This window comes from bacterium (genome assembly GCA_020440705.1).
Lineage (GTDB): Bacteria > Krumholzibacteriota > Krumholzibacteriia > LZORAL124-64-63 > LZORAL124-64-63 > JAGRNP01.
This window is the reverse complement of sequence record JAGRNP010000029.1, coordinates 1-14,626: the sequence shown is the minus strand read 5'-3', so window position 1 is coordinate 14,626 and position 14,626 is coordinate 1. Positions and strand designations below refer to the sequence as shown.

Here is a 14,626-nt window from a genome sequence, read left to right as displayed (position 1 = left end):
CCCGCTCCGCCGTCGCGCACGCTGGACCTTTTATGCGAAAAGAAATCGTCATCAACTCGTCCCCGCACGAGATCCGCATCGCCATGCTCGAGGACGGCGAACTGGTGGAACTGCTCGTGGAGGGGGCCGACGCCAAACGGATCGTCGGCAACGTCTACAAGGGAAAAGTCACTTCGGTCAAACCGGGCCTGCAGGCCGCCTTCGTCGACATCGGGCTCGAGCGCGCGGGCTTCCTGCACGCGTCGGATCTCGACCACGACGACAGCGAGGAGGAGGAGGCCCCCGCCGGGGGGCGCGGCCGCCGCCGCCAGCGCCACGTGCCGGACATCGGCACGGTGCTCAAGGTGGGCGACGAGATCCTCGTGCAGGTCACCAAGGAGCCCATCAGCTCCAAGGGGCCGCGCCTGACGGCGGACATCAGCCTGCCCGGGCGCTACCTGGTCATGATGCCCAAGGGCCGCCACGTGGGGGTCTCGCGCAAGATCGACGACCGCCGCGAGCGGGCCCGCCTCAAATCGCTGCTCAACAAGTACCGCCCCGAAGAGGGCGCTTTCATCATCCGGACCGCGGCCACGGCCATGACCGAGGACGCGGTGAAGCAGGACGTCACCTACCTGAGCGAGCTGCTCGAGAAGATCAGCACCGGCGGGCGGGAGGCCGCCGCGCCGGCGCTCGTGCACGAGGACGTGGGGATGGTCGTGGCCCTGATCCGCGACATCTTCAAGGAGGACACGGCCCGGCTCATCATCGACGACCGGGACGACTTCGAGCGCCTGCGCACCTACGTGACGACGTTCGCGCCCGAGCTGAAGAACCGCATCGAGATCTACAAGGGCGACCTGCCCATCTTCGACCACTTCGAGATCGAGCCCGAGATCAAGAAGACCCTCGACAAGCGGGTCTGGATGAAGAAGGGCGGCTACCTGATCATCGAGCCCACCGAGGCCCTGGTCTCCATCGACGTGAACACCGGCCGCTTCACCGGGCGGCGCAACCAGGAGGAGACGATCCTCCAGACCAACATGCTGGCCGCCCGCGAGGTGGCCCGGCAGCTGCGCCTGCGCGACTTCGGCGGCATCATCGTCATCGACTTCATCGATATGGAGAGCGAGGCGAACAAGAAGAAGGTCTTCAACGAGCTGAAGACCCACCTGAAGCGCGACCGTGCCCGGCACAAGGTCTTCCAGGTCTCGGGCCTGGGCCTGGTCGAGATGAGCCGGCAGCGCGTGCGGCCGTCGCTGCTGAGCCAGCTTTCGGACGACTGCCCCTACTGCACCGGCACCGGCAAGGTGCTCTCGATGGAGACCATGAGCAACCGCATCGAGCGGCTCGTGCACCGGATCGCCATCGTCACCCGCGAGAGCCGGCTGCAGATCCAGGCCAACCCCGTGCTGGCGCTGTACCTGCTCGAGGAGCGCCCGGAGCAGTTCCGCGAGCTGTGCCGGACCTTCGACATCGAGCTGAACGTGCTCGACGACGCGGCCCTGCACATCGAGGAGTTCCGCATCGTGAGCCTCGATTCGGGCAAGGACCTGATCGCCGAGTTCGAGAAGAAGGCGCGCAGCGGCGGGCGCCGCTAGCCGCCGGCGGGAAGGGTCGGGCCGCCGGGCGGCTCGGCCGTGATCTCGTTCCGCAGTTGCAACCGGGCCCTGGCCGCGTAGGCGGCGGACAGGGCCCGGTTTTCCTCACCCGGCACCAGCCGCCGCAGCAGCGACTTGACGCTGAACTCCGCGAACTGGGCCAGCCGGAACTGCCAGACCCGACCCGGCCCGTAGTTCTTGCGCACGAAGCGCCGGTAGCTCACCTGGAACTGGTTGAGGCCGAACGATCCGGCCGCGGCCGCGGCCTGTCCCTCGAGATGGGCCACCTCCACCTCGCCGCAGAACCAGGCCGCCAGGCCCAGGGCGCGCGCCCGCCAGCACCAGTCCGTCTCCTCGAAGTACATGAAGAAGCCCTCGTCCAGGGGGCCGACCGCGTCGAGCGCCGCCCGCGGCATCAGGAAGCAGGCGCCCATGACGTACTCCACCGGATGGGACGGCTCGTCGGGCCGGGGTGCAAAGACGATGCGATCGGCCAGGGCACCCCGGAAGAGCAGGCGCCGCGGATCGAGGGCGCCGAGCCAATGGTGCCGGGCGCGGGGAAACCAGCCGCCGGAGATGGTGGGCCGGCCGGCGGCGTCGACCAGGCGCGGCCCGACCACGGCGAGGCGCGGCACGCCGCGGGCGAAGGCCACCAGGCGGGACAGGCTGTCCGGGGGACAGACGGTGTCGGGATTGAGCAGGAGGACGTAATCGCCCGCGGCCCGGGGCAGGGCCAGGTTGTTGCCGCGGCTGAAGCCGAGGTTGGCGCCCGACTCGATCAGGATCGCGTCCGGGAAGGCGTCGCGCACCATGGCCGCGCTGCCGTCGGCCGAGGCGTTGTCGACGACCAGCACCTCGCACGCGAGGCCCGCGGTGGCCGCCGGCAGGGACGCCAGGCACCCGCGCAGCAGTTCGCGGGTGTTCCAGCTGACGATGACGATGCTCAGGTCCATGGGGGGATTGTCGCGTCGGGGCGCGTCGGCGTCGAGTCCTGAATGGCCGGCGCCTACTTGCGACCGGCCCGGCGCAGGATCTCCTGCTCCTCCTCGGTCAGGCTCTGCAGGCCCTCGCGGGAGATCTTGTCGAGGATGGCGTCGATCTCGGCCCGCTGCCCGCCGTGGGTGTGGAAGCCGCCGTTGTCGGCGCCGCTGCGGCCGTTGCCCGGCGCGCCGCCGGACCGCTCGTCCGGCCGGACCACGCGCATGCGCCGCCTGGTCTGCCAGCGCCTCCAGGCGCCGCCGATGTCGGCGAAGCCGCCGCCACCGCCGGAGCGCCGCGACCCCGCGGCCATGCTCGGCACGGTCAGCCGCAGGAAGATGAAGCCCGTGAGCATGCCGCCGAGGTGGGCCAGGTGGGCCACGCCGCCGGAGCTGCCCGAGGCCGTGCTCATCAGTTCGATGAGCCCGAAGAGGAGCACCGCGTACTTGGCCTTCATGGGGAACAGCAGGCCCACGAGGATCACGGCGTCGGGAAAGGTCAGGCCGTAGGCCAGCAGGATGCCGTAGATGGCGCCGGAGGCCCCGACCATGGGGATGAAGGCGTCCATCCCGGCCAGGTTGAACAGGCCGTAGGTGACGGCGCCGCCCAGGCCGCACACGATGTAGTAGACGAGGAAGGTGCGCTGGCCCCAGCGGGCCTCGATCTGGGTGCCGAACATCCACAGGGCGAACATGTTGAACCCGATGTGGAAGAGGCCGCCGTGCAGGAACATGTACGTGAAGAAGCGCCACACCTCGAGGCCGAAGATGGCGCTCTGGGGAATGAAGGCCAGCCACTGGGTGAGCGGTCCGGGCCGGCCGGTGAGTCCGCCGCCGAGGAGGGTCTGCGCGACGAAGACCGCCGCGTTGGCGATCAGCAGCAGCTTCACGGCCGGGGTGATGCCCATGCCGCCGCCGAATCCCATCCGTCCGCCCGGTGAACCGTAGGTGCGCATCTGAATTCCTTCCCGTCGGCGCCGCGCCGACGCCGTTGCCTCTGCCCTCAGGATAGAACACTTCCCGCCCGTCGGCACAGGGAAAATGCCGGTCCTCCCTTATCGGGCGGAGGGCGGGCGGCTGGAGCCCCGACCCCCGAAAAACGAGGGAGCCCCGGAGGGCTCCCTCGCCGTTGGTGGGGCTGGTCGCGGTCAGCGCCAGACGGCCGTCAGGCCGGCCGCGTCCTCCGGGGTCATCCGGTAGGGGCGGTCGGTCTTGGTCGGCGCCGTCAGGGGCACGCCGTAGGTCGGATCCCAGCTCAGGCCGGCCAGGTCCACGTCCGGCACGCTGGTGCCCTCGAGGGCGTTCAGCTGCGCGATGAAGGCGTTGGCGACGATGCCGTAGCCCACGTTGTTGGGGTGGATGCCGTCCAGCGAGAAGGCGGTCGTGGCCGCGGCCGTGGCCGGGGGCATGCCGCCGCCCACCAGCAGCAGGAAGTGGGTCTTCTGCGCGGCGGCGAGGCCGGCGAGCAGGTCGTTGGCGTCGACCATGGCCGCCCGTGCCAGGGGAATCCCGGAACCCGGCACCGCCTCGGTCGCCGCGAGGGTCGTCGTGGCGTTGAGGATGATGCCGTTGAAGGTGGCGATGGCCGTCTCGACCGTCGTCACCTCGGTGGTGGTCAGGGTCGCGGTCGAGGGGATCGGGGAGCCCAGGTTGCCGGCGTCGGCCACCCAGCTGAGGGTCGGGAAGAGCACGTAGTCGACGTTGCTCTCCTCGAAGCCCCAGGGCCAGGCGCCGCCGATGGCGGTCTCGAAGGTCGCCGTCGGGATGAAGAACGGCGCGCTGGTCACGCTTGGGATGTTCGCGGTGATGATGGTCGCCGGGAACCCGTTGCGCTTGAGCAGGCCGCCCGCGAGGGTCTGCAGCATGGTGTTGTACTCGACGCCGAAGGCCGTCGGATCGGTGATGTTCGCGGCGGTCGGGTTGCCGCCCGTGGCCGCGCCCAGCACGTCGTTGTTGCCCAGCCACACCGTGGTCAGGGCCCCGCCCTTGGCGATGGCCTTGTAGTGCATCGACGTGGACTGGGTCGTGACGGCCGGCGGACCGGCAGCGAGGGTGACCTCGGTGTTGCCGAAGAGGGCCGCGCGGTTGATGAAGTCGAAGAACGGGTTCGGGCTCGGCGGCGTCAGCGAGGCGCCGAAGCTCGTGGCCGCGCTGTAGGCGTTGCGGCCGTCGGTCAGCAGCGCCCCGGGCACGCCCAGGTTGTGGTAGGCCACGGGCTGGGTGCCGGCCAGCAGCAGGGTCGACTGCACGTCGAGCGCCGGGGTCGAGCCCAGACGGGCCAGACCGGCCCCGTTGAAGTAGTACACGCCGTCGACTTCGCCGGTGGTCGTGTTGACCGCGCCGATGCCGGGGGCCTTGATCCAGGGCTGGGTGAACGAGGTGTCGTCCAGGCCCAGCTGCTGCGCGATGAGGCGCGGGTAGCTGCCGGCCTGGCCGGCCTGCATCAGGCCGCCGTCCATGTAGCCGGCGGTCAGGCTGTTGCCGATGGCCGCGTAGCGCGCGCCGGCGTCCTCGAGGCCGGGACCGTTCAGGTCGGCCGGCGTGGCGGGATCGTCGAGGGAGCATCCGGCCAGCAGGAGAGCCGGCAGGACGGACAGGATCAGGAGAATCTTGGTTCGTTTCTGCATTCCGGGCACCTCCTTCTAGAAGTGGTAGGTGAAGCCGACGCCGAAGATGTTCGCCAGCGCGGAGTAGTTGCCGATGGGGTAGTCGGCCGTGTTGCGCACCGGCTCCCCGTTCTCGATGTTCGAGCGCTCGTCGCCGATGACGGCCATGTAGGACGCGTTGACGTCCCATTTGTCGCCGCGGTACATGACGCCGAAGCTGTAGTCGTTGCGGTCGCTGTCGGGCAGCAGCGGGCTGACCGACTCGGTGGGCTGCGGCGAGTTGTCCTTCACGTAGCCGCCCATCAGGACCCACTGCTCGTTGACGGCGTACTCGACGCCGGCGCGGATCTGCCAGCTGTCCTCGTAGCCGAGGTGGATGCTCTGGTCGAGGTTGTCGTTGGTGAAGTCGAGGTCGAGGCCCTCGAGGGAGCCCCAGCCGAAGCGCACGTAGTTGACCTCGGCGCGCAGCGCGGGCGTCAGGCGGTAGCTCAGGCCCAGCGACAGGATCGAGGGCAGTTCGAGCTCGGTGCCGACGGTCTGGGCCGAGCCGCCCAGGCCGTTCACCAGGTTCTGGCCCCAGGGCAGCGGATCACCCGCGGGCGACATGGGGGACAGGGGGTCGAGGGTGGCGTCCTGGTCCTCGAACTTCATGGTCTTCTTGAAGTGGTACATGGCGCCGATCGAGAGCTTGTCGTCGGGCCGGTACATGAGGCCCAGCGAGGGCGTGACGTTGATCTTGCTCGACCCCTCGATCTCGGTGTGGATGGCGTTCTGGCCGAAGTCCGGCTCGGGGGTGTACTTCTTCAGGGCCAGCTTCTGGTAGGCGAAGTCCAGGCCCAGGGCCACCGCCAGCTCGGGCGTGGCCTTGTAGCTGATGCCCGGCGTGACGTAGATCGTCTCGATCTGCACGTCGTGGCTGATGCGGCGGCCGACCCAGGTCTCGGGGTCTTCCCACACGACGCCGAGGCCGAACGGCGCGTACACGCCCACGCCCCAGGCGATGTCGCCGCCCTTGTTGCTCGTGTACCCGATGCCGGGCACGATGTACGACTTGCTCTCGGCCTGGCCGGTCTCGGGGTCGGCCCCGGAGGCGTAGTCGGTCTGGGAGAGCCATCCGGAGAACTTGAAGTCCGGCCGGATCACCATGGCATTCAGGTCGAGCCGCTGGCCCTCCATGAAGCTCAGGCCGGCCGCGTTGTAGAACATGGCCGAGGCGTCGTCGGCGGTGGCGGTGAACGCACAGCCGAGAGCCGTGGCGCGCGAACCGGCCTCGTAGATGCTGAATCCGGTGGCCGAAGCGTTGCCGGCGGCGCCGAGCGCCAGGGCGGCCAAGGCCAGGATGGTGAAGATTCTCCGTTTCATTTCGCCTCCTCTGCAGGAACTCCGTGGGACCGGGGGGAATGCCGGACCCGCAAATGGACCGATCCGGGGCGGACCGGGGGTGACCCGGGCTCCCGCGACTGGTATCTTGCTGTCGGGCCGACCGTACCACAGGGACCGATTCCGGGGAAACGGTTTTCGGCGCGCCAAAACCATGAAAGAGGATGACTTGGATCCCGAAACCAGCCTCCGCCTCCTCGTGTCCGGCCGGTCGGTGGTGCGCGCCGCGCTGCCCGGCTGGGTGGGGCCCGACGCGGGTCCGCCGGCGGCGGCCGACACCGCGGCGGCCCTCGGCCTGGTCCGGCTGACGCCGGTGGTCGCCGGACCGCTGGCCGCGGCGGCGGCGCCGTGGCGGGGCGACCTGGTCCTGGCCGCGTCGGCCGCGGCCTCCCAGTACGACGCCCTGCGGGAAGTCTGGGGAAGGCACGGGACCGGGACGCGGCCGCTGGCGGCGCTCGCCCTGGCCGGAAGCGGCTTCCACGGCCAGCACGGACGGCCCTGGCAGACCCTGCCGGGCAACCTCCATCTGGCGGGGGCCTGGCCCTGCGACCTGCCGGCGGCGGTCGGCAGGGTCCTGCCGGCGTGGCCGGCGGTGGCCCTGGCCGAGGCCGTGGCCGACCTGGCGCCGCTGGGTCCGGAGCCCCGCATCAAATGGGTGAACGACGTGCTGCTGGGCGGCGCCAAGGTGGCGGGCACCCTGACGGCGGTGCGGGTCGTCGCCGGACGCATCCGGGTCGTGTTCGTGGGCGTGGGCCTGAACCTGGCGGCCGCACCTCGCCTCGTGACTGCGGGCGCCGCCCTGCCCGCGACCGCCCTGGCCGCCGTGCCGGGCGGGGCGCCGTCCCTGGGCGTGGGCCTGGCGCGCGTGCTGTCCGGCCTGGCGACGCGATTCGCGGCACTGGACGCCGACGGCCCGGCGTCGTTGCTGGCCGACTACCGCCGGTGGTCGGCGGTCATCGGCCGCGACGTGGTGGTGTGGGCCGACGGCGGCACGGGGTGCGCTCCGCTGGCCGCCGGTCGCGTCACGGCCATCGACGACGGGCTCGGCCTGGTGCTCGCCGGACATCCCGGATCGATCACCGCGGGCCGGCTCGAGTTCAGCGAGAGCCGTTGAGACCGGTGCCCGGCGGGAACCGCGGCAACGGGCCGGCGTTCGAGGGGGCCATGCGCGACCGTCGTGAACCGTGGAAGTGGCCGCTGTGCGTGGCGCTGGCCGTCCTCCTGCTCGGGGTGGGCGCCTTCGGGATTCCCCGCGCGTGGCTGGCGTTCCTGCTGCCGGCGGCGCGACCCGAGGCCGCCCGTGACGGGGCGGCGACCCGCTGGCTCGCCCTGCTGCCGCCGCCCGAGATCGAGATCGTCGCGCCGCCTCCCCGGGCGCTGGAACCCCTGCCACCGCCCCCCGAACTCCCGCCCGCGGACCCGCGCTGGTGGACCCGCGGTTTCGCCGTCGCCGCCCGGGACGATCCGGGCCTCTTCGCGCCCGCCGTGGCGGACACCATCGACCTGGTCCTGGCCGCCCTCGGCCTCGACCGCGGCCTTCTCGCCGCCACCCGGCCGGACAGCGTGCTCGCTGCGCGCCTGCAGCTGCTGCGCATCCACGACGCCTTCCGCTACGACGAGCTCAAGCCCATGCTCCTGCACATGGGCCGTGCCGAGGCCTACGCCGACATCCTCGCCCGGGCCGCCGACATGTACGACGAGCCGCTGGCCCAGGAGATCCGGGTGCCCGACTAGCCGCCGGCGCCCGCGGCGAGCCGGCGGGTTGCCGCCCGGGCCGCGATGGGGTAACCTCTCCATACTTGACCTTTCGATTCAGGATTGGCCCCCGCCGGGGGCGAACGCGCCTTGTGCCGGACCGCCCGGCGCTGATAGGATGGGAGGCGAGACCATGTTCCGCGTGACCCGGGCCGAAGAACAGGCCGTGCGCCTGACCATGCGCATGGCCCTCCTGGACCGCCAGGTCACCCTGGGCGAACTGGCGGCGGCCGAGGAGCTGCCCGAGCCGACGGTGGCCAAGCTGCTCGGCATGCTGCGGCGTGACGGCGTGGTCACGGCGGTGCGCGGACGCAACGGCGGCTACGTCCTGGCCGACCGGCCCGAGACCATCGCCGTGGCCCGGGTGCTGCGGGCGGTGGGGGCCGAGACGGTCTTCGCCTATCCGTGCCGCGACGACGACCGGCCCGATTGCACGCGCACCACCGACTGTGGCCTGCGGCCGGTCTGGCGGCATCTGGAGCGGCGCGTGGTCGAAGTCCTGCAGCGGACGACCCTCGCCGATCTGCTCCGCCCGGAGAAGGCCGCGCGGGACGACCTGCAGGAGCTGTGGCCCCTTCCGCGCGCCTGACGCGCGCCGGCGCGGGGTCGTGACGGCGGACCCGCATCCGGAACGGGAGGACAGGGCGTGTTCGAGATCAGCCGCGATGCCGCCGGCACCATCCACCTGCAGGGGCGCCTCGACGCGGCCAGCGTCGGTCGGGCCCGCGACTTCTTCACCCGCGTCGAGTCCTCGGCGCCGGTCGACTTCTCCGCCCTCGACTACATCGCGAGCGTCGGCCTCGGCGTTCTCGTCGCGGCCCAGCGCCGGCTGCGCGATCGCGGCGCCGGCCTGCGCCTGACCGGTCTCAGCCCCCACCTGCGCGAGGTCCTCGTGCTCGCCGGATTCGAGGGCATCTTTGACATGGAATGACCTGATCCCGCCGGTGCTGATGGCGCCGGGCGCGCATCCGGGCTGGCGCGTCGCCCTGGCGCTGCTGCCGGTGCTGCTGATGCTCGCGGCCCTGGTGGGCCTGGACAGCTTCCGGCTGGTGCGGGGCCGGCGAGTGGCGGCGGCCCTGGGCGCCGGCGGCGCCGCCGCCCTGGTGGCCTACGTGGGCAACACCCTGGTGCTCGAGGTGACGGCGCTGTCGGCCACGGCCTTCGCCGTCGGCGTCGCGCCGGTCGTCGAGGAGGGGCTCAAGGGGCTGTGGGTGGCGGGGGAGATCCGCGCCGGCCGCGTGGGATTCCTGGTCGACGCGGCCATCCTCGGCTTCGCCACCGGCGCCGGCTTCGCCGTGGTCGAGAACGTCTACTACCTGCACCTGCTGGGCGACGTGCCCCTGGTCGTCTTCGCCATCCGCGGCCTGGGCACCGCCCTGATGCACGGGGGCACGACGGCGATCCTGGCCGTCATCCTGCGCGGACGGTCCGGGACGGGGCGCCTGCTGCCGGCGGCGGCGGGTCTGGCCCTGGCGGTGGTCGTGCATGCGGCCTTCAACCACCTCATGCGCGCGCCGGTGCCGACGACCCTCGCGCTCGCGGTGGGGATGCCGCTGCTGCTGCTGGGGGTGTACCGCCAGGGGGAGCGGCGCCTGCGGGCGTGGCTGGGCGAGGGTTTCGACCGGGACCGCGAACTGCTCGGGCTGATCCGCTCGGGCCAGGTGCACGCTTCGCCCCTCGGGCAGTACCTGCTCTCGTTGCGCACGACCTTCCCCGCCGACCTGGTCGCCGACATGCTGTGCCTGCTGCGGCTGCAGGTCGAACTCTCCCTGCGGGCCAAGGGCACGCTGCTGCTGCGGGCGGAGGGCCTGCGCCCCCGGCCCGATCCGGACCTGCCGGGCAAGCTCGACGAGGTGCGCCATCTCGAGCACCGCATCGGGCGCACCGGGCAGCTGGCGCTGCGCCCCGTCTGCCACTGGCAGGGAGCCGACCGGTGGCAGTCGTTCTTCGTGTCCGAGGAGAACCGCGGCTAGAGGAACCGCACCAGCCCGCCGACCCGCACATCCCGCCGGAACCCGTGCTTCTCGAAGAACCGCCGCAGGAAGTAGTGGGTGCGCACGGACTTGTAGCCGCGCGAGGCCATGCGCGTGCAGAAGTCCGCCACCACCGCGGCGGCGATGCCGCGCTCGGCCAGGGCGTCGCGCACGACGATCCCGTCGAGCAGCACCTGGTCGTCGTCGCCGGCGCGGTAGACGAGCCCGCCGACGATCTGCTCGGTGTCGTCGGTGATGACGAAGTAGCGATCGCTGCGCGACAGGGTGCGGGGATAGCCCGCCTGCAGGAAGATCCGGTACAGCAGGCCCACTTCCGCCGGTCCCGCCGGCTCGCCCACGGTGTAGCCGCGGCCGTAGCGGTCGGTGATGGTGGACCGCACGATGACCTGCTCGCGGTCGGGCGTGCCGATCGAGCGCACCTCCATCTGCTCGTGGCGCTGGCGGTGGGGGAAGACCAGCCGGTGGAAGGCGGTGCGGTCGTCCTCGCCGGTCAGGAGGGCCTGCAGGTCCGACAGCTCGACCATGCGCGTCGCGCGGCGCTGGGGATGCAGGAACATGCGTTCGACGAGGCGGTCGAAGACGTCGTGCACCTCGGGCGGCGCCTGGCGGAAATAGGTGTCGCGGAAGAGGGTGAAGCGCGCGATCTCGGGCAGGCTGTGCAGCTTGTAGAGGCGCGAGAGCTCCTCGAGGAACTCGAGGCGGGCACGCGGCGTGGCCTCGGGGTTGGCGATCTCCCATTCCTGGTAGCGGTGGATGGCGGCGCGCAGGCTCAGGGGCGGGTAGTACTCCTGGCCCAGGCGCGCGGCGAACCCGCGCAGCACGTCCCCGAAGCCGAGACCCATCTCGTCCTCGTCGCGGGCGTCCATCTCCTCGCGCAGCTCGGCGAAGAAGGCGCGCGCCTCGGTCACGCCGAGGGCTTCGACGAAGGCCTCGAGGATCCACTCGCGCTCGAGGTACTCCTTCACCCACGGATAGTGGCTGATGGTGTGGTGGTACATGTTCCGCCACAGGGGCCGGATCAGGGAGAGAGGCCCGGTGTAGGGCTTCCAGCCGGTGAGGTTGTTCTGCACCGCGCCGCGCCGGTAGTCGGGCTCGGGCACGATGATGTTGTTGGGCGTGATCAGGCCCGGGATGATGCGCCGCTCGGAGTTGCGCCAGCCCCGCACGACGACGCTCATGGCGCGCACCATCAGCTGGTGCCAGCGCATGCGCGAAGGCGGCTGGGTGCCCGGCCCGCGCACCGAGCTGAACTCGCGGATCTTCTCCCACACCGTCAGGTCGCTCACGTAGGCCATGGACAGGGCGCCCAGCTCGGGGCGGGAACAGCCGAAGGTGGGCAGCATGGGGGTGCCGAAGGGGTAGCCGCGCAGGGCGATGTACCAGTAGATGGTGTCGGTGAGCAGCTTGGTGTCGGCGTCCTCGCGGATGATCAGCTGCAGGTCGAAATGCTTGCCGGTGACGGTGTTCACGCTGGCGCGGTAGCGCGAGTCCTCGTAGCGGGAGATGATGCGCGAGACGAAGATGCCGCCCGGGGCGATGTCGGACACGGCGAGGTCCTCGCCCTCGAAGGCGAGCATGATCGACTGGCGCAGGAAGGTGGTGCCGATCAGCACCTCCTTCAGCCGCCCGATCTCGGTGGGGCTGAGCCCCTCCTGGAAGACGATCTTGCCCTTCCACGCCGCCGGGTCGATGCCGTCGAAGTCGCGCTGCAGCTCCTGCTCGAGCCAGTCCGACAGGGCGATCATCTGGCGCGCGGCGGCCCGGGCGAGGTCCGGATCCTGCACGTGGAGCTGCCAGCTGATCAGCTCCTCGCGGATGGGTCCGTAGAACTCGGGATGGAAGCGGCCGAAGTCCGCCAGCAGGTGGAAGAGGTCCTCGAAGACCCGGCGGCGCTTCTCCTCGGCCGGCCACTGCAGCTGCGTGCGGTAGGCATGCAGGCGCTGGCGCAGGGCCTCGAGGCGACGCGGCTCGATGGCCGCGCGGCCGATGGCCTCGAAGCTCTCCTTGTCCAGGAAGGGCTTGCCCGACTCGATGAAGGCCGGCAGGTAGCGGTTGTAGTCGGCCACCGGCTGGTCGAGCACCAGCATCTGGTAGGCGCGGCAGCGCACCGACTTCGCCTGGTGGCCGGCGAGGGCCTCGAGCCGGCGCCGGATCACCGCGCCCTGGTTCGGTCCGACGCGGCCGAGCAGCTCGTTCAGGGCGGCGAGGGAGTCGCGGGCCAGCTGGGCGTCGCCGAAGAGGGCCCGCCGCACCAGGTCGTCGATCTCGACCAGGTGCCGGTCGACGCGGCCGGCGGCGGGCGGGCCGGAGTACTGGCGCCGCGCCGCCGCGGGGAGGAAGACCTGCTCGCCGAAGGGCCCGAGGTCGGTGTCCCAGCCCGCCTTGCAGGGGCTGAAGTCGATCACGGCGCTGTTGCCCAGCCACAGCAGCGGCTGGCGCGCGACCAGGCCGAGGTCGATGCGGCGGCCCTTCAGCAGGTACTCCAGGTCGCCGATGCGCACGCGGCCCTCGGCCCCCGGGCCGACCCGCAGCGTGCGCCCGTCCTCGCGGTTGCGCAGGCCGTTCTCGGTGGCGACGATGGCGTCGTCGAGCACGCCGAGGTCGCGGAAGAACCAGCGCGGGATCGTCACCTGGTAGCAGTTGACCTCGAGGGTGCGCGTGTTGGTCCGGTAGAGGGCGGCGATCTCCTCGGCGAAGTTCCTCTCGATGACCTTGCGCTTGTAGCTGCCCTTGGCGGTCAGTTCGCCGTGGTCGGCGCTGAAGTCGCGGTCCAGGATCGTGAAGTTCACGACCCGCTCGTAGGCCGCGAGGCCGGGATTGGCCAGGGTCACGATCTGCTCGAAGTACTCGCGCCGGCTCTCGGCGTCGGTCAGCGAGCGGAGCACCTCGTCGCTCTCGTCGGGCACGATGAGCAGGGTGTTGTAGCTGCGGCCGTCGCCGGCGAGGAAGGTCCGCCTGATGCCGGGCACGAGGTCGAAGAGCGACTCGATCTGCCGCGGGGCGATGGTCTGGCCCTTGTTGTTCTTGTAGATGTCCTTGATGCGGTCGACGATCTCGAGGTGGTCGCCGCGGGTGCGCCGGAAGACGTCGCCGGTGGCGAGCCAGAAGTCGTCCGACTCGGGCGCGTCCACGCGCAGGCAGCCGCCGGGGGCCTCCTCGGGCAGGTAGCGGGCGATGTAGACGCCGGCGATCTGCAGCTCGTCCTGGTCGCCGAAGCGGACCTTCACCCCGGGCAGGGGCACGCCCACCGAATCCTCCACGTAGTCGTCGGGCGGGGTCATGGTCAGGCCGCCGGTGCCCTCGGTCATGCCGAAGCCGCTGCACAGGGCCACGCCGTGGCGGTGGAAGAAGCGGAAGACGCGCGGGTCGAGGTAGCCCGCCGCCGACAGGCCCCAGTAGAGGCGGTCGCCCACGATCTCGCGCAGCAGGCGCGTCTGGGAGGTCTCGGCGTCCGACTCGCGCGCGGCCGCGATGGCGTGGTCGGAGATCTGCATCCAGCGCAGCGGCACGCTGATCAGGGCCGTCGGACGCACCTGCTGGAACTGGCTGAGCAGGGTCTCCACCGAGGGGTTGCCGGCGAAGACATAGGTGCCGCCCCAGAAGATGGTGCCGAGCATCTCGAGGTAGCGACCGAAGGTGTGGAAGAGCGGCAGGTAGCACAGCATGACCTCGTCGCGGCCCACCGCCGGCAGGGCCGCGGCCCGGGCGAAGCGCTTCGTGACGAGGTTGAACTGGTTGAAGACGACCCCCTTGGGCCGGCCCGTGCTGCCCGAGGTGAACATCACCGTCGTGGGCTCGCGCAGGGTGCGGCGGGGGCGGTCGGCCAGGATCGCGTCGATCTCGCCGCGCTGCAGGTCGGCCAGGTCCTCGTCCAGCAGGCGCACGTCGGCGGTGCCCACCCGGTCGCACGGGTGCAGGGCGTAGATGAGGAACGGCTGGCGCGCCGCGCTGCGGATCTCGAGCAGCCGGTCGAGGCGCTCGGGCGTGTCGCACACGGCGACGGTGACGCGCAGGCGATCGAAGATCCACACGAGGTCGCCCACGCCGAAGTGCACGTTCAGCGGCGTGACGAAGAGGTCGTGGGTCAGGCAGGCCAGGTCGCAGCAGGCCGAGGTGATGCCGTTGTCGGTCCAGAGGGCGACACGCGGGCCGTCGGCCGTGCGGTCGGCGCCCCGCTCCAGCGCGGGGCGGGGGCCGTCGCGCCACATGAGCGCGGCGATGGCGCGCACGCGGCGCCAGGTGCGCGCGTAGTCCCAGCGGCCGCCGCCGTCGTCGGCCAGCTCCTGGAACAGCACCCGCGTGGGGTGCTCCTGCTGGCGCTGCTCGAAGAGGTC

11 protein-coding genes are annotated in these 14,626 nt (G+C 71.3%); 6 read left to right on the top strand and 5 right to left on the bottom strand.

Annotated elements, in window-relative coordinates; all coding sequences use genetic code 11:
• The first annotated feature begins 32 nt into the window (after positions 1–32).
• Positions 33–1,580, top strand: coding sequence for an Rne/Rng family ribonuclease (locus KDM41_06635; GenBank protein ID MCB1183091.1), 1,548 nt, complete (start codon positions 33–35; stop codon positions 1,578–1,580).
• Here KDM41_06635 and KDM41_06630 read toward each other — a convergent pair.
• The 4 genes from KDM41_06630 to KDM41_06615 all read right to left on the bottom strand — a co-directional run bounded on the left by KDM41_06630 (position 1,577) and on the right by KDM41_06615 (position 6,525).
• The gene (locus tag KDM41_06630; GenBank protein MCB1183090.1) at positions 1,577–2,533 is read right to left on the bottom strand and encodes a glycosyltransferase family 2 protein; all 957 of its coding nucleotides are present in this window, start codon (positions 2,531–2,533) and stop codon (positions 1,577–1,579) included. The two genes, KDM41_06635 and KDM41_06630, sit on opposite strands and share 4 nt — an antisense overlap.
• A gap of 53 nt (positions 2,534–2,586) precedes the next feature.
• Positions 2,587–3,513 carry a rhomboid family intramembrane serine protease gene (locus KDM41_06625; GenBank protein ID MCB1183089.1) on the bottom strand — a complete coding sequence of 309 codons (927 nt, stop codon included), beginning with the start codon at positions 3,511–3,513 and terminating at the stop codon, positions 2,587–2,589.
• 192 nt (positions 3,514–3,705) lie between these two features.
• Entirely contained in the window at positions 3,706–5,184 is a 1,479-nt protein-coding gene (locus KDM41_06620; protein ID MCB1183088.1) for a hypothetical protein, read from the bottom strand.
• A 15-nt stretch (positions 5,185–5,199) separates the two neighbouring features.
• Positions 5,200–6,525, bottom strand: coding sequence for an outer membrane protein transport protein (locus KDM41_06615; protein MCB1183087.1), 1,326 nt, complete (start codon positions 6,523–6,525; stop codon positions 5,200–5,202).
• A gap of 187 nt (positions 6,526–6,712) precedes the next feature.
• Between KDM41_06615 and KDM41_06610 the strand changes: the two genes are divergently transcribed.
• The 5 genes from KDM41_06610 to KDM41_06590 all read left to right on the top strand — a co-directional run bounded on the left by KDM41_06610 (position 6,713) and on the right by KDM41_06590 (position 10,271).
• On the top strand, positions 6,713–7,657 hold the full coding sequence (locus KDM41_06610) for a hypothetical protein (protein MCB1183086.1): 945 nt from the start codon (positions 6,713–6,715) through the stop codon (positions 7,655–7,657).
• A gap of 50 nt (positions 7,658–7,707) precedes the next feature.
• Complete coding sequence (locus tag KDM41_06605) at positions 7,708–8,277, top strand: hypothetical protein (GenBank protein MCB1183085.1); 570 nt, start codon at positions 7,708–7,710, stop codon at positions 8,275–8,277.
• 154 nt (positions 8,278–8,431) lie between these two features.
• Positions 8,432–8,887: an Rrf2 family transcriptional regulator gene (locus KDM41_06600; protein MCB1183084.1), complete on the top strand. Its 456-nt coding sequence runs from the start codon at positions 8,432–8,434 to the stop codon at positions 8,885–8,887.
• 57 nt (positions 8,888–8,944) lie between these two features.
• Complete coding sequence (locus KDM41_06595; protein ID MCB1183083.1) at positions 8,945–9,229, top strand: STAS domain-containing protein; 285 nt, start codon at positions 8,945–8,947, stop codon at positions 9,227–9,229.
• Positions 9,216–10,271: a PrsW family intramembrane metalloprotease gene (locus KDM41_06590; protein ID MCB1183082.1), complete on the top strand. Its 1,056-nt coding sequence runs from the start codon at positions 9,216–9,218 to the stop codon at positions 10,269–10,271. The genes KDM41_06595 and KDM41_06590 overlap by 14 nt, the downstream gene beginning before the upstream one ends.
• On the opposite strand, the gene KDM41_06585 is transcribed toward KDM41_06590, so the two are convergent.
• Positions 10,268–14,626 (bottom strand): AMP-binding protein (locus tag KDM41_06585; protein MCB1183081.1); only part of this gene is annotated, 4,359 nt, incomplete at its 5' end. The two genes, KDM41_06590 and KDM41_06585, sit on opposite strands and share 4 nt — an antisense overlap.

Bases quoted from the DNA above. Each gene is read 5' to 3' on its own strand.
- KDM41_06605 (MCB1183085.1), top strand. From the start codon at position 7,708: ATGCGCGACCGTCGTGAACCGTGGAAGTGGCCGCTGTGCGTGGCGCTG.
- KDM41_06620 (MCB1183088.1), bottom strand. From the start codon at position 5,184: ATGCAGAAACGAACCAAGATTCTCCTGATCCTGTCCGTCCTGCCGGCT.
- KDM41_06600 (MCB1183084.1), top strand. From the start codon at position 8,432: ATGTTCCGCGTGACCCGGGCCGAAGAACAGGCCGTGCGCCTGACCATG.
- KDM41_06615 (MCB1183087.1), bottom strand. From the start codon at position 6,525: ATGAAACGGAGAATCTTCACCATCCTGGCCTTGGCCGCCCTGGCGCTC.
- KDM41_06625 (MCB1183089.1), bottom strand. From the start codon at position 3,513: ATGCGCACCTACGGTTCACCGGGCGGACGGATGGGATTCGGCGGCGGC.
- KDM41_06630 (MCB1183090.1), bottom strand. From the start codon at position 2,533: ATGGACCTGAGCATCGTCATCGTCAGCTGGAACACCCGCGAACTGCTG.
- KDM41_06635 (MCB1183091.1), top strand. From the start codon at position 33: ATGCGAAAAGAAATCGTCATCAACTCGTCCCCGCACGAGATCCGCATC.